The organism is Methylobacterium sp. BE186 (genome assembly GCF_031457035.1).
Classification (GTDB): domain Bacteria; phylum Pseudomonadota; class Alphaproteobacteria; order Rhizobiales; family Beijerinckiaceae; genus Methylobacterium; species Methylobacterium segetis.
On record NZ_JAVDVV010000007.1, the window covers coordinates 26,954 to 52,425 of the forward strand.

At 69.1% G+C, this 25,472-nt stretch carries 24 protein-coding genes; 16 read left to right on the forward strand and 8 right to left on the reverse strand.

The annotated features are described in order from the left end of the window. Positions 1-30 precede the first annotated feature (30 nt). The 6 genes from J2X36_RS09660 (at position 31) to J2X36_RS09685 (ending at position 7,749) form a co-directional block, all read left to right on the forward strand. Positions 31-1,158 carry an AI-2E family transporter gene (locus J2X36_RS09660; RefSeq protein ID WP_132253208.1) on the forward strand — a complete coding sequence of 376 codons (1,128 nt, stop codon included), beginning with the start codon at positions 31-33 and terminating at the stop codon, positions 1,156-1,158. A 7-nt stretch (positions 1,159-1,165) separates the two neighbouring features. Continuing rightward, positions 1,166-1,867 carry a hypothetical protein gene (locus J2X36_RS09665; RefSeq protein WP_310348941.1) on the forward strand — a complete coding sequence of 234 codons (702 nt, stop codon included), beginning with the start codon at positions 1,166-1,168 and terminating at the stop codon, positions 1,865-1,867. Between the two features lie 115 nt (positions 1,868-1,982). Beyond that, on the forward strand, positions 1,983-4,394 hold the full coding sequence (locus J2X36_RS09670) for an RNA degradosome polyphosphate kinase (RefSeq protein WP_405029760.1): 2,412 nt from the start codon (positions 1,983-1,985) through the stop codon (positions 4,392-4,394). 97 nt (positions 4,395-4,491) lie between these two features. Continuing rightward, complete coding sequence (ppx, locus tag J2X36_RS09675; RefSeq protein ID WP_405029761.1) at positions 4,492-6,033, forward strand: exopolyphosphatase; 1,542 nt, start codon at positions 4,492-4,494, stop codon at positions 6,031-6,033. 431 nt (positions 6,034-6,464) lie between these two features. Then, positions 6,465-6,806 (forward strand): hypothetical protein, encoded by a 342-nt coding sequence (locus tag J2X36_RS09680; RefSeq protein WP_310348945.1) that lies wholly within the window; start codon positions 6,465-6,467, stop codon positions 6,804-6,806. Positions 6,807-6,867: 61 nt separating this feature from the next. Further along, the gene (locus tag J2X36_RS09685) at positions 6,868-7,749 is read left to right on the forward strand and encodes a PhnA-like protein (protein ID WP_245516514.1); all 882 of its coding nucleotides are present in this window, start codon (positions 6,868-6,870) and stop codon (positions 7,747-7,749) included. Between the two features lie 70 nt (positions 7,750-7,819). Here the strand turns inward: J2X36_RS09685 and J2X36_RS09690 are convergent, their stop codons facing one another. Beyond that, on the reverse strand, positions 7,820-10,153 hold the full coding sequence (locus tag J2X36_RS09690; protein ID WP_310348949.1) for an NADP-dependent malic enzyme: 2,334 nt from the start codon (positions 10,151-10,153) through the stop codon (positions 7,820-7,822). Positions 10,154-10,231: 78 nt separating this feature from the next. Between J2X36_RS09690 and J2X36_RS09695 the strand changes: the two genes are divergently transcribed. Continuing rightward, positions 10,232-10,840, forward strand: a complete 609-nt coding sequence (locus J2X36_RS09695) for a CatB-related O-acetyltransferase (protein WP_310348951.1) — start codon at positions 10,232-10,234, stop codon at positions 10,838-10,840. A gap of 42 nt (positions 10,841-10,882) precedes the next feature. Next, positions 10,883-11,146 (forward strand): DUF3297 family protein, encoded by a 264-nt coding sequence (locus J2X36_RS09700; protein WP_132253193.1) that lies wholly within the window; start codon positions 10,883-10,885, stop codon positions 11,144-11,146. Here the strand turns inward: J2X36_RS09700 and J2X36_RS09705 are convergent. From J2X36_RS09705 to aspS, 4 genes are all read right to left on the reverse strand, one after another. Then, positions 11,116-11,439 (reverse strand): hypothetical protein, encoded by a 324-nt coding sequence (locus J2X36_RS09705; RefSeq protein WP_310348955.1) that lies wholly within the window; start codon positions 11,437-11,439, stop codon positions 11,116-11,118. The genes J2X36_RS09700 and J2X36_RS09705 overlap by 31 nt on opposite strands. 25 nt (positions 11,440-11,464) lie before the next feature. Next, on the reverse strand, positions 11,465-12,337 hold the full coding sequence (locus tag J2X36_RS09710) for a glycosyltransferase family 2 protein (RefSeq protein ID WP_310348958.1): 873 nt from the start codon (positions 12,335-12,337) through the stop codon (positions 11,465-11,467). 59 nt (positions 12,338-12,396) lie between these two features. Beyond that, complete coding sequence (locus tag J2X36_RS09715) at positions 12,397-12,708, reverse strand: hypothetical protein (RefSeq protein WP_310348961.1); 312 nt, start codon at positions 12,706-12,708, stop codon at positions 12,397-12,399. Positions 12,709-12,795: 87 nt separating this feature from the next. Then, on the reverse strand, positions 12,796-14,610 hold the full coding sequence (gene aspS / locus J2X36_RS09720; RefSeq protein WP_310348964.1) for an aspartate--tRNA ligase: 1,815 nt from the start codon (positions 14,608-14,610) through the stop codon (positions 12,796-12,798). Positions 14,611-14,753: 143 nt separating this feature from the next. Here aspS and J2X36_RS09725 point away from each other — a divergent pair, with 143 nt between their 5' ends. The 8 genes from J2X36_RS09725 to xoxJ all read left to right on the forward strand — a co-directional run bounded on the left by J2X36_RS09725 (position 14,754) and on the right by xoxJ (position 23,770). Further along, entirely contained in the window at positions 14,754-15,182 is a 429-nt protein-coding gene (locus tag J2X36_RS09725; protein ID WP_132253183.1) for a hypothetical protein, read from the forward strand. Between the two features lie 77 nt (positions 15,183-15,259). Beyond that, on the forward strand, positions 15,260-16,417 hold the full coding sequence (rnd, locus tag J2X36_RS09730) for a ribonuclease D (protein WP_132253181.1): 1,158 nt from the start codon (positions 15,260-15,262) through the stop codon (positions 16,415-16,417). Between the two features lie 119 nt (positions 16,418-16,536). Then, positions 16,537-16,824, forward strand: a complete 288-nt coding sequence (locus J2X36_RS09735; protein ID WP_132253179.1) for a hypothetical protein — start codon at positions 16,537-16,539, stop codon at positions 16,822-16,824. 157 nt (positions 16,825-16,981) lie between these two features. Further along, a complete protein-coding gene (locus tag J2X36_RS09740) occupies positions 16,982-17,452 on the forward strand; it encodes a (2Fe-2S)-binding protein (protein WP_132253177.1) in 471 nt (156 codons plus the stop codon). 11 nt (positions 17,453-17,463) lie between these two features. After that, positions 17,464-19,668, forward strand: a complete 2,205-nt coding sequence (locus tag J2X36_RS09745; protein ID WP_310348970.1) for a molybdopterin cofactor-binding domain-containing protein — start codon at positions 17,464-17,466, stop codon at positions 19,666-19,668. Positions 19,669-20,362: 694 nt separating this feature from the next. After that, positions 20,363-22,165 carry a lanthanide-dependent methanol dehydrogenase XoxF1 gene (xoxF1, locus tag J2X36_RS09750; RefSeq protein WP_310348972.1) on the forward strand — a complete coding sequence of 601 codons (1,803 nt, stop codon included), beginning with the start codon at positions 20,363-20,365 and terminating at the stop codon, positions 22,163-22,165. A 142-nt stretch (positions 22,166-22,307) separates the two neighbouring features. Beyond that, positions 22,308-22,916: a c-type cytochrome, methanol metabolism-related gene (locus tag J2X36_RS09755; RefSeq protein WP_132255938.1), complete on the forward strand. Its 609-nt coding sequence runs from the start codon at positions 22,308-22,310 to the stop codon at positions 22,914-22,916. Beyond that, positions 22,916-23,770 carry a rare earth element methanol dehydrogenase accessory protein XoxJ gene (gene xoxJ, locus J2X36_RS09760; protein WP_132255937.1) on the forward strand — a complete coding sequence of 285 codons (855 nt, stop codon included), beginning with the start codon at positions 22,916-22,918 and terminating at the stop codon, positions 23,768-23,770. The genes J2X36_RS09755 and xoxJ overlap by 1 nt, the downstream gene beginning before the upstream one ends. A 48-nt stretch (positions 23,771-23,818) precedes the next feature. On the opposite strand, the gene folK is transcribed toward xoxJ, so the two are convergent. The 3 genes from folK to folP are packed head-to-tail and all read right to left on the reverse strand — an operon-like array spanning position 23,819 to position 25,439. Beyond that, positions 23,819-24,295 (reverse strand): 2-amino-4-hydroxy-6-hydroxymethyldihydropteridine diphosphokinase, encoded by a 477-nt coding sequence (gene folK, locus J2X36_RS09765; protein WP_310348978.1) that lies wholly within the window; start codon positions 24,293-24,295, stop codon positions 23,819-23,821. After that, on the reverse strand, positions 24,292-24,663 hold the full coding sequence (folB, locus tag J2X36_RS09770; RefSeq protein WP_310348981.1) for a dihydroneopterin aldolase: 372 nt from the start codon (positions 24,661-24,663) through the stop codon (positions 24,292-24,294). The genes folK and folB overlap by 4 nt, the downstream gene beginning before the upstream one ends. Continuing rightward, on the reverse strand, positions 24,663-25,439 hold the full coding sequence (folP, locus tag J2X36_RS09775) for a dihydropteroate synthase (protein ID WP_207919269.1): 777 nt from the start codon (positions 25,437-25,439) through the stop codon (positions 24,663-24,665). Before folP ends, folB begins: the two co-directional genes overlap by 1 nt. Positions 25,440-25,472 lie beyond the last annotated feature (33 nt).

Here is a 25,472-nt window from a genome sequence, read left to right on the forward strand (position 1 = left end):
CGCCGGTCGAACGGTGTAGGAACGGCACAGATGCGCGGCAGGACGTTGATCGGGTTCAGCGCGGCGCTCGTCCTGCTGATCCTCCTCTACCTGCTGCGCGACGTGCTTCTGCCCTTCGTGGCCGGCATCGCGCTCGCCTACCTGCTCGACCCGCTGGCGGACCGGCTGGAGCGGCTCGGCCTCGGGCGCCTCGCGGCGAGCCTGCTGATCCTCGCGCTCTTCGTCGTCGTCCTCGTCATCACGCTGCTGATCGTGATCCCGCTCGCCGCGAGCCAGATCGCCGCGCTGATCACCACGCTGCCCGGCACGATCTCACGCCTGCAGGGGATCCTGGCCGAGCGGGTCGGGCCGCTGCTCCAACGGATCGGCGGCACGGATGTGCTCACCGAGCTGCAATCGTCGGTCGGCACGCTGGCGAGCCAGGGCGGCGCGTGGCTCCTCACCTTCCTGAAGTCGCTCTGGTCCGGGAGCCAGGCGCTGATCTCGATCGCCTCGCTCCTTGTCGTGACGCCGGTCGTCGCCTTCTACATTCTCGTCGATTGGGACCGGATGATCGCCAAGCTCGATTCCTGGGTTCCGCCCCGCCACCGTCCGGTGGTGCGCCGTCTCGGCCGTGAGATCGACGGCGCGATCACCGGTTTCGTGCGCGGGCAGACCCTCGTATGCCTGATCCTCGGCACCTTCTACGCGGTGGGCCTCTGGCTCGTCGGGCTGAATTTCGGCGTCCTGATCGGGCTGATCGCGGGCTTCCTCACGTTTATCCCCTATGTCGGCACTCTCACCGGATTCCTGCTCTCGGTCGGCGTCGCCCTGGTGCAGTTCTGGCCGGGCTCCGACTGGCTGCATATCGGCCTCACCGTCGGAGTCTTCCTGGTCGGGCAGTTCCTGGAGGGCAACATCATCTCGCCGAAGCTCGTCGGCGAGTCGGTCGGCCTGCATCCGGTCTGGCTGATGTTCGCGCTCCTCGCCTTCGGCTCCCTGTTCGGCTTCGTCGGCCTGCTCCTGGCGGTGCCGATCGCGGCCTCGATCGGCGTGGTCGTGCGCTTCGCCATCGAGCGTTATCTGCAGAGCCGGCTCTACCACGCCGACGAGCCGCCCCTCCTGCCGCATCGGGACGGCATGCAGCCCTTGACGGGGCAGCCGCCCCGGCGAGACTAGAGCCCGCATGCGCGAGAACGCACCGCCCCGACAACTCACGTTCGATCTGCCCCTGGACCCGCGCTACGGCCGCGAGGACTTCCTCGTGAGCCCCGCCAACGAGGCGGCCTACGCCCTGATCGAGGCGTGGCCTGACTGGCCGGATACGGTGCTCGTCCTCACCGGCCCGTCGGGCAGCGGCAAGAGCCATCTCGCCTCGATCTGGGCGACGCGGGCCCATGCCTGGACCGTGACCGCCGCCGAGGTCGGCGCCGCCAGCGTCACGCACCTCGTCTCGAACGGCGCCCTCGTCGTCGAGGATGTCGACAGGGCCGGGAGCCTCGACGAGGCCGCCCTGTTCCACCTTCTCAACCTCGCCCGCGAGCGGCGCTGCCCGGTGCTGGTCACCAGCGCGGAGCCTGTCGACGGGCTCGGGATCCGGACGCCGGACCTGCGCTCGCGCCTGCGGCTCGCCCCGGGCGCGAGCATCCTGCCCCCGGACGACGCCCTGCTCAGGGCGGTGATCGTGAAGCTGTTCGTCGACCGGCAACTCGTGGTCGATCTGAGCGTCGTCGATGCTCTGGCGCTCCGCATCGACCGGTCGCTCGCCGGCGCCCGCGAGGTCGTGAGCGAGCTCGACCGCGACGCCCTCGGCCGAGGGCGCCGGATCACCCGGCCGCTCGCGCTCGCGGTGCTGGAGCGCCTCGGGATGCAGGAGGAGGGCGACTGAGCCGGCCGACGGCGAATTCGGCGGCCGGCGTCACGGAACTGTCAAATCAATGCCGGGCGCGCGTGCTAGTGAGCCCGCCCGGAAGACGGCAAGCGGAGGATGAAGGGTGTCGGAGATGGAGCCGAGCACGGACGCACGGGAGAACGAGGCTCCGGAGGCCGTCGAGAACCGCGATCCCGCCGCGCCGTCCCGCCGGCGCGCCCCGGCGCAGGCTGCCGCGGCGCGCACGGCGGCCGTGCGCCGCATGCCCGCGACCCGCGGCGGCGCGTCCAAGGCACCGGCCGAGGCCGCCGATGATTGGCCAGCGACGGCGGAATCCGCCGAGACGCGGACCGAGCCGGCCGCCGACCTCGCCGGCAGCACGGCCCGCGAGCCGGTGCTGGAGGCGGGGCGTCATCTGCGGCACTCGCCCGAGCGCTTCGTCAACCGCGAATTGTCCTGGCTGCAGTTCAACCGGCGCGTGCTGGAAGAGGCCTCGAACACCAATCACCCGTTGCTGGAGCAGCTGCGCTTCCTCTCCATCTCGGCCAACAACCTCGACGAGTTCTTCATGGTGCGCGTGGCCGGCCTGCACGATCAGGTCCGCGCGGGCCTCGTCGTGCCCTCGCAGGACGGCCTGACGCCCTCCGAGCAGCTCCTGCGGATCGGCCACGAGGTCTCGCGCCTCGCCGAGGACCAGCAGGCGCGCTGGCGCGAATTGAAGGCCGAGCTGCACGGCGTCGACATCGACCTCGTCGATCCGGGTGAGCTCGCGGCCGAGCACGGGCGCTGGCTGGAGGATTACTTCCTCAACCACGTCTTCCCCGTCCTGACTCCCCTCGCGATCGACCCGGCCCACCCCTTCCCCTTCATCCCGAATCTCGGCTCCACCATCGCCCTGATGCTGGTGCGCCCGCGCGACGGACGGGTGTTGCGCGCCCTGATCCGCCTGCCGGCCGTGCTCGACCGCTTCGTGCGCCTGCCGGACCTCGCCGGAGATCCGGTCGCCCGCTTCATCGCGATCGAGCAGGTGATCGTGATGTTCACCGGCCGGCTCTTCCCGGGCTATCTCGTCCGCGGCCAGGGCGCCTTCCGGGTGGTGCGCGACTCCGATCTCGAGATCGAGGAGGAGGCGGAAGATCTCGTCCTCCACTTCGAGACCGCGCTGAAGCAGCGCCGCCGCGGGGTGGTGATCCGCCTCGAGGTCGAGGCCGGGATGCCGGAGGATCTCCGCGCCTTCGTGGCGGACGAGCTGGAGATCGCGAGCGAGGCCGTGTTCCTGATCGAGGGAATGCTCGCGCTCAACGAATTGTCGCAGATCGTCGGGATCGACCGGCCGGATCTCAAGTTCAAGCCCTACAACCCGCGCTTCCCCGAGCGCATCCGGGAATCGGGCGGCGACGTCTTCGCGGCGATCCGGCAGAAGGACTTCATCGTCCACCACCCCTACGAGTCGTTCGACTCCGTGGTGCAGTTCCTCTTCCAGGCGGCCCGCGACCCGAACGTGGTGGCGATCAAGCAGACCCTCTACCGCACCTCCTCGAATTCGCCGATCGTCGCGGCGCTCGCCGAGGCCGCCGAGGCCGGGAAGTCGGTCACCGCCCTTGTCGAATTGAAGGCCCGCTTCGACGAGGAAGCCAATATCCGCTGGGCGCGCAACCTCGAGAAGGCGGGTGCGCAGGTGGTGTTCGGCTTCGTGGAGCTGAAGACCCACGCGAAGCTCTCGATGGTGGTCCGGCGCGAGGGCGACCGGCTCGTCACCTACTGCCATGTCGGCACCGGCAACTATCACCCGATCACGGCCCGCATCTACACGGACCTGTCCTTCTTCACGGCGGATCCCGCCATCGCCCGCGACGTCTCCCGCCTCTTCAACTTCATCACCGGATACGCGGAGCCGGCCGAGCTCGAGCGGATGGCGGTCTCCCCACTGACCCTCAAGACGCGGCTCCTGGAGCATATCGAGGCGGAGGTGGAGCACGCCAAGGCGGGCCGGCCCGCCGCGATCTGGATCAAGTGCAACTCGCTCGTCGACCAGCAGATCATCGACGCGCTCTACGACGCCTCCTGCTCCGGCGTGCAGATCGACTGCATCGTGCGCGGCATCTGCTGCCTGCGCCCAGGGATCCCCGGGCTCTCCGAGACGATCCGGGTGAAGTCGATCGTCGGACGCTTCCTGGAGCACGGCCGCATCTACGCCTTCGGCAACGGCGTCGGGCTGCCCCATCCGAAGGCCACGGTCTACATCTCCTCGGCCGACCTGATGCAGCGCAACCTCGACCGGCGCGTGGAATCGCTCCTGCCGATCCTCAATCCGACTGTGCATCAGCAGGTGCTCGATCAGATCATGCTGGCGAACCTCCTCGACAACCGGCAGAGCTGGCGTGTACTGGCGTCCGGGGCGAGCGAGCGCATGAAGCCCGCGGACGGCGAGGAGCCGTTCAACGCGCACAAGTATTTCATGACGAATCCGAGCCTGTCCGGGCGCGGCAAGTCGTCGAAGAAATCGAGCCCCCGCGCGCTCAGTCGTAGAGCGCAGCGGACCTGAGCCCGGGCCTCGGGCCCGGGATGGGATTCGGCGCGGCGCCTGAGCGAAGCCGAGCCCGCGGCGGCCGCCCGCGGGCCCGAAACGAGGGATACGCGCCTTGGGGCTCCAGCGCACCAACCTGACGCTCGTGCAATCCGACCCCTCCGACGACGGCGAGCGTCTTGCCCCCGTCGCCATCATCGACATCGGATCGAACTCGGTCCGCCTCGTCGCCTATGACGGGCTGACCCGGGCTCCGACCCCGCTCTACAACGAGAAGGTGCTCTGCGGGCTCGGCCGGAATGTGCTGACCACGGGCCGGCTCAACGAGGACGCGACGCGCCGGGCCCTCTCCGCCCTCGCCCGCTTCCGGGTCCTGTGCACGACGATGCGGGTCTCGCGTCTGTTCGTGCTGGCAACCGCTGCCGCACGCGACGCCGAGAACGGCCCCGCCTTCCTGGCGGCGGCGGAAGCCGCCTGCGGGCAGAAGATCGAGCTGCTCTCCGGCCGGCGCGAGGCGGAACTCTCGGCTCTCGGCGTGATCTCGGGCTTTCACGCGCCCGACGGCGTGGTGGGTGATCTCGGCGGCGGCTCCCTCGAACTCGTGGACGTGCGCGGCTTCATCGTGGGGCAGGGGGTGACGATGCCGCTCGGCGGTCTCGCGCTCCAGGACCTCTCTGGCGGCTCCCTCAAGAAGGCGGCCAAGCTCGTGCGCGAGCACCTCAAGAAGGCGGCGCCCCAGCTCGAGACGCTGAAGGGCCGCAGCTTCTACGCGGTCGGCGGCACGTGGCGGGCGCTGGCGCGTCTGCACCAGGCGGCCCGCGGCTACCCCGTCCACGTGATGCACGGCTACAGCGTGGAGCCGACGGACGAGTTGAACTTCCTGGAGATGGTCGAGCAGGTCGACGCGGCGCAGTTGCAGGACGTCGAGTCGATCTCCGAGGCGCGGCGGCCGCTCCTCGCCTACGGTGCCGTGGTTCTGGAGGAGATCATCCGGGCGGGCCGCCCGAGGGAGGTCGCGATCTCGGCCTCCGGCGTGCGGGAGGGCCTGCTCTTCGAGCAGCTCGACCGCGAGACACGACTGATCGACCCGCTGATCGCCGCGGCCTCCGAATTGAACGCCCTGCGTGCCCGTTCGCCCGCGCACGGGGAAGAACTCCTCGCCTGGACCGACCGGTTCGTCGAAACCCTCGACGGGCCGGAGACGGCGGACGAGCGGCGCCTGCGCCACGCCGCCTGCCTGCTTTCCGACATCGGCTGGCGGGCCCACCCCGATTACCGCGGCGAGCAGAGCATCAACATCATCACGAACGCGGCCTTCGTCGGCGTCGATCACCCGGGCCGGGCCTATCTGGCGCTGGCCGTCTATTTCCGCCACGAGGGCGTCGCACCGGAGAAGGCGAGCCCGATGCTGCGCAGCCTCGCCGGCCCTCGTCTGTTCGACCGGGCCCGCCTCGTCGGTGGCCTCCTGCGCGTCGCCTTCCCGATCTCGGCCGGGATGGGCGGGACGCTGGAACGGATGCCCCTGGTGGTGGAGGACGGCAAGGTCGTGCTGCGCCTGCCTCCGGCCTGGGAGGCTCTCGCCGGCGACCGGCTGCTCAACCGCGTCCGCGGCCTCGGGCGCATCCTCGGCCTCGACGGCAGGATCGAGATCGGCTGAGACCGGCCGCGCCCACGCAGCCTGGGCCGCACCGCACTCCGCAACTCACAACCTAGATAATACAATTCAAAGTAGAAGCACGACTTTGTGATCGTACCTTCGGCTCTGGATTGGTGAAATCGCATCATTGCCCTGGTGCGAAAGCGCCCCATCTCGCGTTCACCCGCCGCGCCAGACGCGGCGCATCGATCGGGAGCGTGACAGGGACACTCGGCTTGTCGTCGTCTCGGTCCGATCCTCGCGATCCTTGGCATGAGGGTGTTCGTCGAGGTTCGGGCCGGCATCGGCAGGAGGGCGTCCCGGTCTCACCGGCGGCGCCATGCGCCTCCGCCGCGCCATTCCCGATCGAGAGCAGATCAATCCTACCGGGATCCCGCGACGCGGTCGGCCCTGCCGCCCGCGAGAGCGGATCCATGTCCGGAGACAAGCACATGACCCTGAATTCCATCAGCGCCGCCGCCAAGGAAATCGCCGGCGATGCCGAGAGTGCGCTCGGCGATGTCACGGGGGATAGCGGGGCCCGGATCGGCGGCCGCCTGCGCTCCGCCGAGGCACGCGGCGAGCGGCTGCTCGCGGGTGCCCGCGAGGCGATCGGCCAAGCCGCCGACGAGGCGGCCGAGCATACGGGTGAAGTCTACGATCGGGGTTTGCGGTCGCTCCGCAGGGGCGGCGAGGCCGTCGCGGAGCAGGTCGGCGGCCGACCCGTTGCGGCGCTCCTTGTTGCCGGGCTCGTCGGATACGGGCTCGGCCTGATCCTGCACGGCCGCCGCTGAGCGACTGAATCTCGCCTGCGCATTCCCTCACACACCATCGTCTTCAGCAAGGAGTTCCATCTTGGCCCTCTCGTCCTCCGTCGCACCGGCCGAAGCCCGTGCCGTCCTGCTGCATCAGGTCTCCTGGGGCGCGATTTTCGCCGGCGCCGTCGCGGCCCTGGTCGCGCAGATCATCCTCAACATGATCGGCCTCGGGGTCGGCCTGTCGGCGCTCAGCACCACGGGTGCGGGCAATCCGAGCGCCGGCACGGCCTCCCTCACGGCCGGCCTGTGGTGGGTCGGATCCGGCATCGTCGCCTCGTTGATCGGCGGCTATCTCGCGGGGCGTCTGTCGGGGCGCGCGTCCGGTTCGACCGCGGCCTATCACGGCCTCGTCTCCTGGGCAGTGACGACCCTCGTCGTGCTCTATCTCCTCACCTCGACGGTCGGCGGCCTGATCGGTGGCGCCTTCGGCACGGTGTCGAGCGCGATCGGCGGCGCGGGTCAGGCGATCGGCAGTTCGGTGCAGACGGCGGCCCAGGTCGCGGCACCGAACCTGAACAAGATCTCGAACCCTCTCGAAGGAATCGAGCAGCAGGTCCGTCAATCCACCGGCGGGCAGGACCCGGCGGCGCTCCGCGACGCGGCCGTCGGCGCCATCCGCGCGTATCTGTCGGGTGATGCCGGCGAGAAGGCCAAGGCCGAGGATCGGGCCGCGGAGGCGCTGGCCAAGGCGCAGAACATCCCGGTGGATCAGGCGCGGGCCCAGGTCCAGACCTACCAGAAGCAGTACGAGCAGGCCGCGACCGAGGCCAAGCAGAAGGCGCAGGCCGCCGCCGAGGCGACCCGCAGCGCGGCGGCACAGGGAGCGCTCTACGCGGCGCTGGCCCTCGTCCTCGGCGCGCTCGCGGCCTTCTTCGGCGGGCGCCTCGGTGCCGTGAAGCCGGAGGGATACCGGCTCTGAGGCGAGGGCTCGACTGAAAGACCGGAGCCCCGGGCCGACGCCCGGGGCTCCACCGTTTTAGGGTGATTTCCTATTCCGAGATCATCCCGGCGCCGGACTCGCCGCCCTCCTCGACCCGGAGGGGGCCGCCGGCCTGGGCCTCGACCACCGCCGCGGCGGTGATGTTGACGATGCCGCGGGCCGTCACGGACGGCGTGAGGATGTGGGCGGGCTTCGACGGCCCGATCAGGAGCGGACCCACCGGCAGCGCGTCGGACAGGACCTTCGCGAATTGGAAGGCGATGTTGGCCGCGTCGAGATTCGGGAAGATGAGGACGTTGGCCGCCCCCTTGAGCCGCGAGCCCGGCAGCACCCGGTCGCGCACCAATTCCGACATCGCGGAATCGGCCTGCATCTCGCCGTCGACCTGGATGTCCGGTGCGCGCTTCTCGATCAGCCCGAGGGCATGGCGCATCTTCCGGGCCGAGGCGGAATCCGACTGGCCGAAATCGGAGTGGCTGAGGAGCGCGATCTTCGGCGTCAGCCCGAAGCGCGTCACGTGGTTCGCGCAGGCGATCGCCACCTCGCAGATCTCCTCCGCGGTCGGGTCGTGCCGGACATGGGTGTCGGCGAGGAAGTAGGCCCCCTTCTTCGTGACGATCAGGCTCATCGCGGCGCACTCGGTCACGCCGGGATTGAGCCCGATGATGTCGCGGATCGCCCGCAGCCGCGTCTCGAACCGGCCCTCCAGGCCGCAGATCAGCGCGTCCGCCTCGCCGCGATGGACCGCGATCGCGCCGATCACCGTCGTGTTGGTGCGCACCACCGTGCGCGCGGCGTCCGGGGTGATGCCGCGGCGGCCGGCCACGTCGAGGTAGGTCTGCACGTATTTGCGGTAGCGCGGATCGTCCTCTGGATCGATCAGCTCGAAATCCTCACCGAGGCGCAGGGACAATCCGAAGCGCTTGAGGCGGGTCTCGATCACCCGCGGGCGGCCGACGAGAATCGGCTTGGCGACCCCATCCTCGACGATGGCCTGGACGGCGCGCAGCACCCGCTCGTCCTCGCCCTCGGCGTAGATGACCCGCTTCGGGTCCTCCTTCGCCTTCGAGAAGAGCGGCTTCATGATGAAGCCGGAGCGGTGCACGAACCGGTCGAGGGATTCGGCATAGGCCTGGATGTTGGCCACCGGCCGCCCGGCGACCCCCGAATCCATCGCCGCCTTCGCCACGGCCGGGGCGATGCGCAGGATCAGGCGCGGGTCGAACGGGCTCGGGATCAGAGAGCGGGGGCCGAAGGGCCGGGCTTCGCCGCCATAGGCGCGGGCCACGACGTCGGAGGGCGTCTCGCGGGCGAGCGCCGCGATCGCCTTCACGGCAGCCTTCTTCATCTCCTCGTTGATCGAGGTGGCACCGACGTCCAGCGCCCCTCGGAAGATGTAGGGGAAGCAGAGGACGTTGTTGACTTGGTTCGGGAAGTCGGACCGCCCGGTGCAGATCATCGCATCGGGGCGCTTCTCCTGCGCGAGGTCCGGCATGATCTCGGGGTAGGGGTTGGCGAGCGCCATGATGAGCGGGTTCTCCGCCATCGATTCCAGGTATTCGGGCTTGAGGACGCCGCCCGCCGAGAGGCCGATGAAGACGTCCGTTCCCGCGATGACGTCGGCGAGCGTGCGCGCCTCGGTCTCCTGGGCGTAGACCTCCTTCCAGCGGTCCATCAGCTCGGTGCGGCCCTTGAAGACCACGCCCTTGATGTCGGTGACGGTGATGTTCTCGCGCTTGGCCCCGAGCGAGACGAGGAGGTTGAGGCAGGCGATCGCCGCCGCGCCGGCGCCGGAGGTCACGATGCGGGCGTCCGCCAGTTGCTTGCCGGCGAGTTCGAGCCCGTTGAGCACGGCCGCCGCCACGATGATCGCGGTGCCGTGCTGGTCGTCGTGGAAGACCGGGATGTTCATCCGCGCCCGGCAGCGCTCCTCCACCTCGAAGCACTCGGGCGCCTTGATGTCCTCGAGGTTGATTCCGCCGAAGGTCGGCTCCAGCGCGCAGACCACGTCGACGAGCTTGTCGACGTCGTGCTCGTCGACCTCGATATCGAACACGTCGATACCGGCGAACTTCTTGAACAGGACGGCCTTGCCCTCCATCACGGGCTTCGAGGCGAGCGGTCCGATATCGCCGAGGCCGAGCACGGCGGTGCCGTTCGAGAGCACGGCGACGAGGTTCTGGCGGATGGTCAGGGTCGCCGCTTCCTGCGGGTCGTCGTGGATCGCCATGCAGGCGGCGGCGACGCCGGGAGAATAGGCGAGGGCGAGGTCGCGCTGGTTGCCCAGCGGCTTGGTGGCCTGGATCTCGAGCTTCCCGGGACGGGGCAGACGGTGATAGACGAGCGCCCCGGATTTGAGATCCTCGGACATGTTGTCGGCCATGGCCCTCTCTCCCTGCTCGCCGTGTCTCGGCACGGTGCCTGCCCGCGCCGGGACGGGGCGCGCCGCTTGAAAGTTCTGTTGCACCGCTTGCGGAATGCGCGCAACCCGCACAACGAGACCCGCATCCACCTGCGCCGTCTCGCCCGGAAGCACGGTTTCTCCATCGGCGCCTATTCTTACGGGCGGCCCCGGGTGCGCTTCGCGAAGTCGGGGCGGCACCTGACGATCGGGCGCTATTGTTCCATCGCGGATGATGCCGAGATCCTGCTCGGCGGCGGCCACCGGACGGAGTGGATCTCCACCTATCCGTTCGCGGCGATGACGGCCCTCTGGCCCGATGTCGAGGCGCCCCAGGACTACCAAGTTTCCCGCGGCGACGTGGTGATCGGGCACGATGTCTGGCTGGGTTCCGGATGCCTGATCCTGCCCGGGGTCACGATCGGGCACGGGGCGGTGATCGGGGCGCGCGCCGTCGTCAGCCGCGACGTGCCGCCCTACGCGATCGTCGTCGGCAACCCGAGCCGGATCGTGCGCCATCGCTTCGATCCGGAGACGGTCGAGGCCCTGCTCGCCTGCGCGTGGTGGGACCTGCCGCCGGAGCACGTCGCCTCCCTCGTCCCGCTGCTGCAATCGCCCCGGGCGGACGCGCTCATCGCGGCTCTCGGCGCCGTTGCAGGGCGGCCCTGAATCCCGTAGGCGCTGAAATCCGACGCAGACGAGACCAGCCCTATGTCCGACGCCACGCCCGACACGCCTCCGGACCGCCTCGCGGTCAATCCGAACAGCCCCTTCTACGACGAGAAGGCGCTGGAGCGCGGCGTCGGGGTGCGCTTCAAGGGCGTCGAGAAGACCAACGTCGAGGAATATTGCGTCAGCGAGGGGTGGGTGCGCCTCAGCGCCGGAAAGACCCTCGACCGCGCCGGCAACCCGATGACCGTGAAGCTCAAGGGAGCGGTCGAGCCCTATTTCCGCGACGGCTCGGCCGAGGGCTGATCCGCTCGCCTGCGCCGCTCGGCGTCGAAGTCCCGCATCGCGGCCGCGACGAGGGTCTCGACCTGGGCGGGCGTCCGCGGCTCGCGGATCACGAGGCTCGTCAGGATATCCCGGCGGCGGGCGCGTTGCAGCGCCGTGCGGGCGTGGTTCGATACCCGCACCAGCCACGCCTCTCCCGCGCGGGCGAGATAGAGGGTGTCGCCACGCTCGTTCCCGGCGCGCATCACGAAACCGTGCCCGCACAGGAGGCGCACGGCGAGGTCGCGCGCCGCGGAAGGGGGCAGCGCGGTCACGGCAGCCGCGCGGCCCTAGACCTGCTCATCCGGCCAAGCCCTCCTTCGCGAGCGCGGTCTCGCCGCGCATGGCCGCGAGGGCGCCCGCGGCCGAGCCGGCATAGCGCTCGCACGATGCGCGGCGAAGCGCGATGCGCGACAGGGCGAGCTTCGCGCCGTTGACCGCCACGGTGCGAGGGCTCGGGTCCGGCAGCCCGTACTTGCGGCTGACGTAGGCTCGCGACCAGGATTGGTGCCATCGGGTGCGGAACACCCGGCCGGGTTCGGGAACTGAGGAGCGGCCCCGTCCGTGGCTCGCCACGGCGGCATCGACGTGCACGAGCGCGCGGCCCGCATCCGCGACCCGGCGGCAGAGGTCGTCATCCTCGTAGAACAGGAAGATGTTCTCGTCGAAGCCGCCGAGGCCAAGGAAGAATTCGCGCTCCGCCATCAGGCAGGCTCCTGAGAGGAAGGGCGCGCAGACGTTGCCCTCCGGCAGGGCGAGACGCCCCTTCGGGTTCGGCAGGTAGGGCGAGAGCAGCGAGCGGGGCTGGAAGAAGACGCGGCCGTCCGGCTCCACGAGGCGCGGGGCGAGGAGCCCGGCGTCCGGATAGGCGTCGGCGGCGCGCAGCAACGCGTCGGCCGCGCCGGGCTGAAGGACGAGATCCGGATTGAGGATGAGGATGCGCGCCGCATGCTCCGCTGCCCGCGCACCGATGTTGTTCGCACGGCCGAAGCCCTCGTTGCACCTGTTGCGGATGACCAGGGCACCGGCGGCTTCCGCGATCCTCACCGAGTCATCGCGGCTCGCATTGTCGACGACGATCGCCGGGACGTGCTCGGCGGCGAGCGCGGCGAGGCAGTCCGGAAGGGCGTGGGCGCTGTCGTGGGCGACGACGATCGCGACGAGGCTCGGCACGGTCACTCCCGGAGGCTTCCCGGATGGACGGTCCGGCTCGGCCCCAGCCGCCTCGATCCCTAGCGCAGCCCGAGCTGCGACGTGTCGATCAGGCGGTCGTTGACGAAGGTCAGGTTCAGATTGGCGCCGTAGCTTCCCCGCCCCATCCAGCTATAGGTCGACCGGCGCAGCGTGCCGACCTTCAGAGCAGTCTCCCGCCGCCCGCCGCAGCCGAGCCGCGCGCTGGCCTCGGCGTAACTGAAACCGGGCTTGAGCGCCCGATACTCGCCGAGCGTCGGGCGACAGGATTTCGGCTGGGCCGCCCCCGCGGGCGCCGCCGCGAGCACGAGCGCCGCGGCTGCGAGGAGGGCGAGGGGGCCGGCAGACGGCACGTGAGGCGGCATCGCGCAGACCCGGCGACCGGACGCGATTACCCGGCTGCCTCCGAGATATCCGCGGTTCCGGCTACGGACAGAGGCTCAGCCCTTCTTCTCGGGCAGGTTCAGGCGAATGTGAAGCTCGCGCAGCTGCTTCGGCGTCGCCTCCGAGGGGGCGCCCATCATCAGGTCCTCCGCGCGCTGGTTCATGGGGAAGAGCACCACCTCGCGGATGTTGGGCTCGTTGCACAGGAGCATGACGATACGGTCGACGCCCGGCGCGATGCCGCCGTGGGGCGGGGCGCCGAGGCGCAGCGCGTTCAGCATGCCGCCGAACTTCGCCTCCAGCACATCGCGCCCGTAGCCGGCCAGCCCGAACGCCTTCTCCATGATCTCGGGCTTGTGATTCCGGATCGCGCCCGAGGACAGCTCGGTGCCGTTGCAGACGATGTCGTACTGGAACGCCTTGATGCCGAGGATCGTCGCCTCGTCCTCCGCCCCGAGCTTCAGGAAGGCGTCATGGTCGAAGTTCGGCATCGAGAACGGGTTGTGCGAGAAGTCGATGCGCTTCTCCTCCTCGTTCCACTCGTACATCGGGAAATCGGTGATCCAGCAGAAGGCGTACTGATCCTTGTCCGAGAGGTTCAGCTCGTCGCCGATGCGGATGCGGGCCTTGCCGGCGAGCGCGGCCGCCTTCGGCTCAGGGCCGGCGGAGAAGAACACGGCGTCGCCCGCCTTCGCGCCGGCCTTCGCGGCGATGCACGCCTGGATCTCGGCGGGGATGAACTTGGCGATCGGGCCCCTGCCGGAGAGCTGGCCGGCCTCCTCCTCGAACACGATGTAGCCGAGCCCGGGCGCGCCTTCCGAGCGGGCCCAGTCGTTCAGCTTGTCGAAGAAGGAGCGGGGCTGGCCCGCGGCACCCGTCGCGGGGATGGCGCGCACCACGCCGCCCGACTTGATGACGCCCTTGAACGCCTTGAACTCGACGGAATCCTCGCCGAACTCGTCGGTGACGTCGGCGATGATCAGCGGGTTGCGCAGATCCGGCTTGTCGACGCCGTACTTCATCATGGCGTCGGCGTAGGTGATGCGCGGGAATTTCGCCGTCACGCGCTTGCCCTCGGCGAACTCCTCGAAGACCCCTCGCAGCACCGGCTCGACCGCCTGGAACACGTCCTCCTGCGTGACGAAGCTCATCTCGATGTCGAGCTGGTAGAACTCGCCGGGGCTGCGGTCGGCGCGCGCATCCTCGTCGCGGAAGCAGGGCGCGATCTGGAAATAGCGGTCGAAGCCCGCGATCATCGTGAGCTGCTTGAACTGCTGCGGCGCCTGCGGCAGCGCGTAGAACTTGCCCGGGTGGACGCGGGAGGGCACGAGGTAATCGCGGGCCCCTTCCGGCGACGAGGCCGTCAGGATCGGGGTCTGGAACTCGAAGAACCCGCCCTCGCGCATCCGGCGGCGGAGCGAATCGACGATCGCGCCGCGCTTCATGATGTTGGCGTGGAGCTTGTCGCGCCGAAGATCGAGGAAGCGGTACTTGAGCCGCGTCTCCTCCGGATATTCCTGGTCGCCGAAGACGGGGAGCGGCAGCTCGGCGGCGGCGCCCAGCACTTCGAGATCGTCGATGTAGACCTCGACCGCGCCGGTGGGCAGTTCCGCATTCTCGGTGCCCGCGGGCCGCGTGCGCACGCGCCCGTCGATGCGGATCACCCACTCAGAGCGCACGCTCTCGGCGGCCTTGAACGCCTTGGAATCGGAATCCACCACGCATTGCGTCAGGCCGTAATGGTCGCGCAGATCGATGAAGAGCACGCCACCGTGGTCGCGGATGCGGTGGCACCAGCCGGACAGGCGGACGGTCCCGCCGACGTCGGACGGGCGGAGCTGCCCACAGGTATGGGTACGATAACGGTGCATGGCGGACTTCTTCGGGTGGGAGGCCGGCACCATTCACGCGGGGGGAGGGAAGTCAAGCGGAAGGCTCCGCGAAGCCGGGAGACCCGCGCCATGCGCAGGGGCCAGCCCTTCCGATTCGCACCCGGCGATCCCATATAAGTCCCATGAACATGCACGCTTTTTTCGCCTCCGCGGCTGCCCCGGGCGGGCAGGCCGACGAGGCCTTTCCGGAGGCGCGGCCCGAGCCTCGTCCGGCCGAGCGGCAGGAAGGCGCGTGGCGCGTCCTGCCGCTCGAAGGAAGCTTCGAGCTCGTCTACGAGGACGGAAACGGCGCTTGGAGCGCGCGCCGGCTGGAGGCGCGCGAGCTGAAGCTCGGCCCCGGCCGGACGCTCATCGGCGGCATCGACCGCGGGCGCGGCGGCTATCGCGGTTTCCGGGTCGACCGGATCCGTCGGCTGACCGACGGGGCGACCGGGCAGCGCGTCGAGGCCGGCATCCTCGACCTGCTCCTCGCTCGGGCCGAGGCGCAGCGCCGGGAGCGGTCTGCGGCGATGCGACGCCTGAAGAGCCGCCCGGGGCGTCAGGCGGCCTGACGGACGCGCTTGAAATTGCGGGGACTTCGCGCGCGCCGCGCCTCCCTTTCCCGACAAACCTTCGATATAGCCGGGCCATGGACCTGATCGCCACCACGTCGGCGCTCGCCGACGCCTGCACCCGCCTGGCCGCACAGCCCTTCGTGACCGTCGACACGGAGTTCATGCGCGAGACCACGTACTATCCGAAGCTCTGCCTGATCCAGATGGCGGGGCCGGACGGCACGGCGGTGCTCGTCGACCCGCTGGCGCCCAAGATCGACCTGAAGCCCTTCGTCGACCTGATGGCCGACGAGGGCGTGGTGAAGGTGTTCCACTCGGCCCGGCAGGATCTCGAGATCATCTGGATGCTGGGCGAGATCCTGCCGCACCCGTTCTTCGACACGCAGGTCGCGGCCATGGTCTGCGGCTACGGCGACTCGGTCTCCTACGAGCAGCTCGTCAACGACGTGGCCAAGGCCAAGATCGATAAGTCGTCCCGCTTCACCGACTGGTCCCGGCGGCCGCTCTCGGACGCTCAGCTCGCCTACGCCCTGTCCGACGTGACGCATCTCGTGAAGATCTACGAGGTGCTGGCGGGGCAGCTCGTCGAGACCGACCGTGGCGCGTGGCTCGACGAGGAGATGGGCGTGCTCACCTCGCCCGAGACCTACCGGGCCGACCCTGCCCAGGCCTGGCGCCGGCTCTCCGGGCGGATGCGCAAGCCCCGCGAGATCGCGGTGCTGATGGAGGTTGCCGCCTGGCGCGAGCGCGAGGCGCAGACCCGCAACGTCCCGCGGGGACGGATCCTCAAGGACGAGGCGGTCATCGACGTCGCCACGTCCGCCCCCCGCAGCGTCGAGGCGCTGAGCCGCCTGCGCTCGATCCCCGCCGGCTTCGAACGCTCGCGCACGGGCGCCGAGATCCTCGCCGCGGTCGAGCGGGGTTTCGCCCGCGACACCGGCGAGATCGCCATGCCCGAGCGCAGCCGCGGGCGCGGCGGCGGCGGCAATGGTGCCCTCGTCGAGTTGCTCAAGGTGCTGCTCAAGGCCGTCTGCGAGGCGGAAGGCGTGGCCCCGAAGATCATCGCGACCGTCGACGATTTGGAGGCACTCGCGGACGACGACGAGGCCGACGTGCCGGTCCTGCACGGCTGGCGCCGCGGGCTGTTCGGCGAGAAGGCCCTCGCCCTGAAGAGCGGGCGCCTCGCCCTCTCGATCGAGCGAGGGCGCGTGGTCGTTCGCGACGTGGGATGATCTCGCTCATTCTTGAGGATCATTCGGGCCTCCGGGACCGGTGACCGGTTGCGGTGCCGGGATTAATCGGCAAGTTGATTGCCGGAACGTCCCGCACCTCTCCCGCGTATCCCGGCCCGATGTACGAACCGAACGAAGTCCTGCAGACGCTGACGGGACGCGGCCACGTCTCTGCCGTGGGCTGCGAACCCGTCCGGGTGCGCTACAGGGTGGTGATCGAGCGCCGCCAGGGCAGCATCGTCGCCCACGGCACCCTGGTCGGCAGCCCCGTCGGACTGCGCCCGATCTGGCTGGAGCCGGATTCCGTGCTGCGCCTCAAGAACGGCCGGCGCATCGACATCGCGCTGACCGACCTCGTCGGCGACGTCGCGGAGTTCGAGAGCACGGGGCTGCTGAGCGGCCTCTGAGCGTCCGGGGGAGGGGCGCGGCACGTCGAGCGGCTCACGCGGGGTGCAGCCCCGCTGAATCTTGACCTTCACCCGCGATCGGGTCTCTACCTCGGCGCGGAAGATTGTATTCAATCTGAACCCGACAGGCGCGCCGGGGACGGTGCGAGGAGCCGCGATGGGCAAGCCCATATCCCTTTCCGTGAACGGCCGCGCCGTCACCGTCTCCCCCGACGATCCGGACACCCCTCTCCTCTACGTGCTGCGCAACGAGCTGGAGCTGCGTGGTCCGCGCTTCGGCTGCGGCCTCGGCCAGTGCGGCGCCTGCACGGTTCACGTCGACGGACAGGCTGTCCGCTCCTGCACGACTCCGCTCTCGGCGCTGCAGCCGGGGCAGAAGGTCGTGACGCTTGAGGGTCTCGCGACGAGCGGCACGCCGCATCCGCTGCAGGCGGCCTTCGTGGAAGAGCAGGCGGCCCAGTGCGGCTACTGCATCAACGGCATGATCATGCAATCGGCCGCGCTGCTGGCGCAGAACCCGAAGCCGAGCCGCGCCGAGATCCTGCAGGCGCTCGCCGGCAATCTCTGCCGCTGCGGCACGCATCTGAGAATCGTGCGCGCGGTCGAGCGCGCCTCGGCGAGCCTGTAGGGGAGGGGACGATGGTCGCGATGAACCTCTCCCGCCGCGCGCTCCTGAAGGGCAGCGCCCTCGTCGTCGGCTTCGCCCTGAGCGGTCAGGGCCCGGCGCACGCCGCCTCGGCGACCGCGCCCTCCAAGCCCGTCTCGCCGGAGGAGGTCGACGCCTTCTTGGCGCTCAGCCGCGACGGCTTCGCCACCATCTATTCCGGCAAGGTCGATCTCGGCACGGGCGTGCGGACGGCCCTGATCCAGATGGCGGCCGAGGAGCTCGACCTGCCCCTCGACCACGTCACCCTCGTCCAGGGGGACACGGCGCTCACCCCCGACCAGGGTCCCACCTACGGCAGCCTGTCGATCCAGAACGGCGGCATGCAGATCCGCCTCGCCTGCGCCACCGCGCGCCGCCAGATCCTGACGCTCGCCGCCGAGCGCCTCGGCCGCAAGCGCGAGGACCTCGAGACCGAGGCCGGGATCGTGCGTCCGAAGGGAGGCGGCGAGGGCGTCGCCTACGGCGAGCTCCTGAAGGACGGACGCTTCTCCCTCAAGGTCGACAAGGAGGCCGCGCCGAAGGACCCGGGGAGCTACACCCTGGTCGGCCGGTCCGTGCAGCGCCTCGACATCCCGGAGAAGATCGCCGGACGCTTCGCCTACATGCAGGATTTCCGGCTCCCCGGCATGCTGCACGGGCGCGTGGTGCGCCCGCCGGCGATCGGGGCGCAGCTCCAGAGCGTCGACGAGACCTCGGTGCGCGACGTGCCGGGCCTGATCCGGATCGTGCGCGAGGGCAACTTCCTCGGCATCGTCGCCCGCACCGAGTGGGCGGCGATCAAGGCCGCGCGCCAAGTCCAGGCGCGCTGGTCGGAAGCCGAGGAACTGCCCGACCAGGCTCGCCTCTGGGAGCACGTCCGCGGCACCCGAATCGTCAAGGACGACGTCACCATGAATGTCGGCGACGCCGTCGGTTCTCTGCCGGGCGAGGGCAGGATTCTCAAGGCGACTTACGACTTCGCCATCCACACGCACGGCTCGATCGGCCCCTCCTGCGCGGTGGCGATGCTGAGCGAGGGCAAGCTCAGCGTCTGGACGGCGTCGCAGATGACGCACGCCCTCCGCAAGCAGCTCGCCGCGATGATGGGCCTGCCCCTCGACGACGTGCGCTGCATCTACATCGAGGGCTCGGGCTGCTACGGCCGAAACGGGCACGAGGACGCGGCGGGCGATGCGGCGCTGCTCGCCCGCGCAGTCGGCCATCCGGTGCGGGTGCAATGGTCGCGGGCCGACGAGCATGGCTGGGACCCGAAGGGGCCGCCGACCCTGATCGACCTCTCGGCCCGCCTGGACGGGGAGGGGAACGTCGCGGCCTGGGCCTCCGAGTTCTTCATCCCCGACGGCGCGGCCGGCAACGTGCCGCTCGTCGCCGCGAGCCTCGCGGGCCTGCCGCACGAGACGAACAACGCGCCCGGGAACATCATCCACAATTCCGGGGTGCCGTACGCCTTCCCCAATGTGCGCACGGTCTGCCACCGGCTCGCCGAGACGCCGCTGCGTCCCTCCTGGATCCGGACGCCGGGGCGGATGCAGAACACCTTCGCCAACGAATCCTTCCTGGACGAACTCGCCGCCGCCGCAGGCGTCGACCCGCTGGAATTCCGGCTGCGCAGCCTGAGCGACGAGCGCGGGATCACGGTGCTGCGACGGGCCGCGGCCCTCGCGAACTGGGACAGCCGGCCCTCGCCGCGCCAGCAGGACGGCGAGATCCTGCGCGGGCGCGGCCTCTCCTACGTGAAGTACGAACTCTACCGGACCTACGTGGCGGCCATCGCCGAGGTGGAGGTCGAGCGCCGGACAGGCGCCATCCGGGTCACCCGGTTCTGCGTGGCGCAGGATTGCGGCCAGATCATCAACCCGGACGGGGTGCGCAACCAGATCGAGGGCAACATCATCCAGACGGTCAGCCGCACGCTCAAGGAGGAGGTCACCTTCGACCGCTCCCGCGTGACGAGCCTCGACTGGGAGAGCTACCCGATCCTCACCTTCCCCGAGGTGCCGGAGATCGCGATCGACCTGATCGACCGGCCGCGCGACAAGCCGTGGGGTGCCGGCGAACCCTCGGCCGCCATCGTCTCCTCCGCGATCTCGAACGCCGTGTTCGATGCGAGCGGCGCGCGCCTGCGCTCAGTGCCGTTCACGCCCGACAAGGTGAAGGCCGGCCTCCAGCGCACCTGACGCGCTGAGTCGCGCCGAAATCGCTCTCACGAGGTACTCAGGGGGCGGCTCGCGGTCCGCTCCTCCACAGGTCCTTGGAAGAACGGGCTCGGTTCGAGCGCGCGACGTGTCTGCGCCGTCTCGCCGCAGAGGCCCGCCAAACGCCCCGGTCGCGACGGTCCGACGCGTTCGGCGGGCCTCTGCGGGTCCCGAACGCAAGCTTGGGCATTTTGCAATGCATTCTTTGCCGAACTCTCCTGAACGCGGCCGGTGCCTCCGCGGCGGGCACGCCTCCCTCGCACCGAGCATGGCGGTGGCGCTTTCGCGTCTCGTCCATGCAGCATCGTCATGAGCCGAAGCTGGGGAACTGAAAAGTAACTTTGTAGGGCAAGACTTTTGTTTTGCACTGCAACAATTCGTATTGCAGAGCGATAGACGATCGATCCCCCGCGCGCGGGTCACTAGGACTTGAACGGGACCCGTTTTTGGAGCCCGCAAGCGAGTTGACGGCGGCCAAATTTTTCTTAGAGTTCGTTCAAGCTTCGGTTTCGAGGAGGTCGCCAAAGGGATGGTGGCTTCTGGCTCGGTGGCCTCGCGGCCCCCGACTCAACTGCCCGCTATCGGAGCTTTGATCCCTGTCGCAAACAACAGGTCAGGTCCTCCTTCGTAATCAGAAAGATTGCGCGCGGGGATTTAAGATCTGTCGGAGGAATCCATGAGAGCGGTCCATCTTCTCGCACTCGGTGCTGGCATGGCGGCTGCGGCCCCGGCCATCGCCAACGAAAACCTCATCAAAGAAATCAACAATCCTGCTCAGCAGGTGCTTCAGACGGTTGACTACGCCAACACCCGTTACTCGAAGCTCGACCAGATCAACGCCGGCAACGTCAAGAACCTCCAGGTCGCCTGGACCTTCTCGACCGGCGTGCTGCGCGGCCACGAGGGCTCCCCGCTCGTCGTCGGCAACATGATGTACGTGCACACCCCCTTCCCCAACATCGTCTACGCGCTCGACCTCGACCACGACGCCAAGATCGTCTGGAAGTACGAGCCCAAGCAGGACCCGTCCGTGATCCCGGTCATGTGCTGCGACACGGTCAACCGCGGCCTGGCCTATGCCGACGGCGCCATCCTGCTGCACCAGGCCGACACCACCCTCGTCTCGCTCGATGCCAAGTCGGGCAAGGTGAACTGGTCGGTCGTCAACGGCGACCCGAAGAAGGGCGAGACCAACACCGCCACCGTGCTACCGGTGAAGGACAAGGTCATCGTCGGCATCTCGGGCGGCGAGTTCGGCGTGAACTGCCACGTCACCGCCTACGACCTGAAGTCCGGTAAGAAGGTGTGGCGCGGCCACTCCCAGGGCCCGGACGCCGACATGATCATGGATCCCGAGAAGACCACCTCGCTCGGCAAGCCGGTCGGCAAGGATTCCTCGCTGAAGACCTGGGAAGGCGATCAGTGGAAGACGGGCGGCGGCTGCACCTGGGGCTGGTTCTCCTACGACCCGAAGCTCGACCTGATGTATTACGGCTCGGGCAACCCCTCGACCTGGAACCCGAAGCAGCGTCCGGGCGACAACAAGTGGTCGATGACGATCTGGGCGCGTAACCCGGACACCGGCATGGCCAAGTGGGTCTACCAGATGACCCCGCACGACGAGTGGGACTACGACGGCATCAACGAGATGATCCTCTCCGACCAGAAGGTCGGCGACAAGGAGCGTCCGCTGCTGACCCACTTCGACCGCAACGGCTTCGGCTACACCCTCGACCGCGCGACCGGCGAACTCGTCGTCGCCGAGAAGTACGATCCGGTGGTGAACTGGGCCACCAAGGTCGACATGGACAAGGGTTCGAAGACCTACGGCCGCCCGCTGGTCGTGTCGAAATACTCGACCGAGCAGAACGGCGAGGACGTGAACTCGAAGGGCATCTGCCCGGCCGCCCTCGGTTCGAAGGACCAGCAGCCCGCGGCCTACTCGCCGAAGACACAGCTGTTCTACGTGCCCACCAACCACGTCTGCATGGATTACGAGCCCTTCAAGGTGTCCTACACCCCGGGCCAGCCCTATGTCGGCGCGACCCTGTCGATGTACCCGGCCCCCAACTCGCATGGCGGCATGGGCAACTTCATCGCCTGGGACGGTGTGAACGGTAAGATCAAGTGGTCGAACCCGGAGCAGTTCTCGGTGTGGTCGGGCGCGCTCGCCACCGCCGGTGACGTGGTCTTCTACGGCACGCTGGAAGGCTACCTGAAGGCGGTCGACTCGAAGACGGGCAAGGAACTGTACAAGTTCAAGACCCCGTCGGGCATCATCGGCAACGTGATGACCTACCAGCACAAGGGCAAGCAGTATGTCGGCGTCCTGTCGGGTGTCGGCGGCTGGGCCGGCATCGGCCTGGCGGCGGGCCTGACCGATCCGAATGCCGGTCTCGGCGCGGTCGGCGGCTACGCGGCTCTGTCGAACTACACCAACCTCGGTGGTCAGCTGACCGTCTTCACGCTGCCGAACTAATCGGTCGCAGAGGATCAGCATGAAACGGGTGCCGGCGCGGGTTTCCGCGCCGGCATCCTTATGATTTAGATGTCTTGTAAGTAAGGAAGAGCGGCCGGGCACAGATCCCGGTCCGGCCGGGTGTCTCAGGGAGAAACGTCTCTTGCATTACCTCAGCAACACCGTCCTGCGGCCCATCGTGGCTGCCCTCGCCCTAGCGGCCGTCTCATCGGTCGCCGTACATGCTGAGGATGCCAAGCCCGCTGCCGATCCCGCCCTCGCCAACTCCTTGAATCCGAACGACAAGGAGAAGGACGAGAAGCTCCTGGCTCGCGACGCTGCCGTGAAGGTGGACGACGGCAAGTATCTCGACAGTCAGGGTCACCCGACCTTCCGCGTCACCAACGAGGGCAAGAAGGTCGACTGGTATCTGTATTCCGGCTACCGCCGCTATCACGCGGAGTGCCACGTCTGTCACGGCCCGGACGCGATGGGCTCGACCTACGCCCCCGCTCTCAAGGATTCGCTGAAGCGCCTCTCCTACGAGGAGTTCATCGGCATTCTCGCCGGCGGAAAGCGCGACACCGAGGCCGGCCAGGAGAAGGTCATGCCGGCCTTCGGCGATAACAAGAACGTGATGTGCTACGCCGACGACCTCTACGTCTACCTGAAGGCCCGCGCCGCCGGCGCCTGGGGCCGTGCCCGCCCGGGCGAGAAGGAAGAGAAGCCGGAGGCGGTCAAGACGACCGAGAAGGAGTGCCTGGGCGGTTAATGTCCCGCTCCAGCCGGCTTCTCGCTGCCACGCTCGCGCTCCTGCTCGGATCAGCAGGAGCGCGGGACGCCGCCGCGCAGCATCTGCCCGACCTCGTCACGACGGACGTTCTGCGCGTCTGCGGCGACCCGGGCAACATGCCGTTCTCCCAGCGCAAGGAGGATGGTTTCGAGAACAAGATCGCCGCGATCGTCGCGGACGAACTCAAGGTCAAGCTCCGCTATTACTGGCTGACTCAGGGGCCGGGCTTCGTCCGGAACACACTCGGCACCGGCCTGTGCGACCTCATCATCGGCTCCGCCTCGGGTGCCGAGCTCGTGCAGAACACCAACCCCTATTACCGCTCGGCCTACACGCTGGTCTCGCGAAAGGGCGACCTCGCGGGCGTGACGCGCCTCGATGACCCGAAGCTCAAGGGCAAGGCGATCGGCGTCATCGCCGGCACGCCGCCGGTGAGCCGTATGGGCGATCTCGGCCTCGTCAGCGTGATGAAGGCCTACGCGCCCTATCAGCTCGATCCCTCGCGCAAGCACCAGACCGTGGCGGCCGAGGTCATCGCGGATCTCGCCGAGAAGAAGCTCGACGCCGCAATCCTCTGGGGCCCGGCCGCGGGCTGGCTCGCCAAGCAGAGCGGGGTCGAGATGGACGTGGTCCCTCTTCTGCAGGAGCCCGACCGTCCGGCCCTCACCTTCCGCATCTCGATGGGGGTGCGGCACGAGGAGAACGACTGGAAGCGGACCCTCAACACCATCCTGCGCAAGCGCCGCGCCGACATCGAGCAGGTGCTGCGGGAGTATCAGGTGCCGCTCCTGCAGGAGGAGGAGAACAAGCTCCTCGAGCCGGAGAAGAACTGAGGCGAGGGCCGGGACAGCGTTCCGGCCCTTCGCATATCCGCTCCCCGGTCAGACCGGCGTGATGCCAGTGGCGTCGAGCTTTGCCAGCGCCTCTGCGACGGTCTCGCCACCGATGACGAGGTCCGGGGCGATCTCGGCGAGGGGCACGAGCACGAAGGCCCGCTCGCGGACGTAGCGGTGGGGCAGGACAAGGCGCTCGTCCGAGACCTCGGCACCGGCATAGGACAGGACATCGATGTCGATCACGCGCGGGCCCCAGCGGCGCTCGCGCACGCGCCCGAGGGCGGCTTCCGTGGCGAGGCAGGCTTCGAGGAGGTCGTGGGGGCTCAGGTCGGTCTCGATGCCGATCGCGGCGTTGAGGAACCAGTCCTGGTCCGTGTCCCCCCAGGGTGGCGTGCGATAGTCGCGCGAGCGCGCGGTGATCCGGATACCGCGCCGGGCGCGAAGCCCCTCGACGGCGGCTTCGAGATTCGCGCGCTTGTCGCCGATGTTGCTGCCGAGCCCGAGATAGGCCTGATGGTTCATCCGGCGGCCCTTCCGCGCGTGATCTCGATGCTGACACCCTCGATCACCGCCGGCACCGGCGCGCTCGGCTTGTCGACCCGGACGGTGATCGAGAGGAGAGGCGGAAATCGCGCGAGGGCGGCCTCCGCGATCGCCTCGGCCAGCGCCTCGATCAGGGCGAAGCGCTGTCCTATCGCGATCCCGACCGCGATCTCGGTCAGGTCCGCGTAGCTGACGGTCTGCGCAACGTCGTCCGAGCGGCCCGCCGCGCTCAGGTCGAGGCGGGCATCGAGGGAGATGTAAAAGCGCTGCCCGAGCCGCGCCTCCTCCGCGAGGAGGCCGTGATAGCCGTAGACAGCAATGCGGTGGACGAGGATGCGGTCCGCCATCAGCGGGCGTCCCGCCGCATCACGGCGTCGACCACGCGCATCGCGTCGATATGGGCGGCGACGTCGTGCACGCGCACGATGTCCGCCCCCAGGGTGCCGGCGAGGACGTGCGCCGCGATCGACCCGTGCAGGCGGTCGACGGGCCGGGTCTCGCGGTCGTGCAGCCGCCCGAGGAGCGACTTGCGCGAGACGCCGACGAGGAGCGGGAAGCCGAGGGCCCGGATCTCGGGCAGGCGCCGCAGGGCTTCGAGATGCTGCTCCCAGCTCTTGCCGAAGCCGATGCCGGGATCGAGGACGATGTCGGCATCCGGGATGCCGGCGCGGCGGGCGATGGCGAGAGAGCGCTCGAAGAAGAGCCGCATGTCGTCAACGATGTCGAGGCTGGCGTCGATCGTCTCGCGGTTGTGCATGACGATGACGGGCGCGCCGTGCGCGGCGGCGACGCGGGCGATGTCGGGCTCGCGCTGGAGGCCCCAGACGTCGTTGACGATCCGAGCGCCCGCCTGCAGCGCGACCTCGGCGGTCGAGGCCTTGTAGGTATCGATCGAGATCGGAACCGGCAGGCGGGAGGCGAGCGCCTTGATGACCGGCAGGACGCGGGCCTGTTCCTCTTCGGCGGTCACCGGAGTGTGGCCGGGGCGGGTCGATTCCCCGCCGATATCGACGAGGGCGGCGCCCTCAGCGACGAGGGCGTCCGCCTGAGCCGTCGCGGCGTCCTCGCCCAGGAAGCGGCCACCGTCCGAGAACGAGTCCGGCGTGACGTTGAGAATGCCCATCACGAGCGTCCGCTGGCCGAGGCCGGGCAGGAG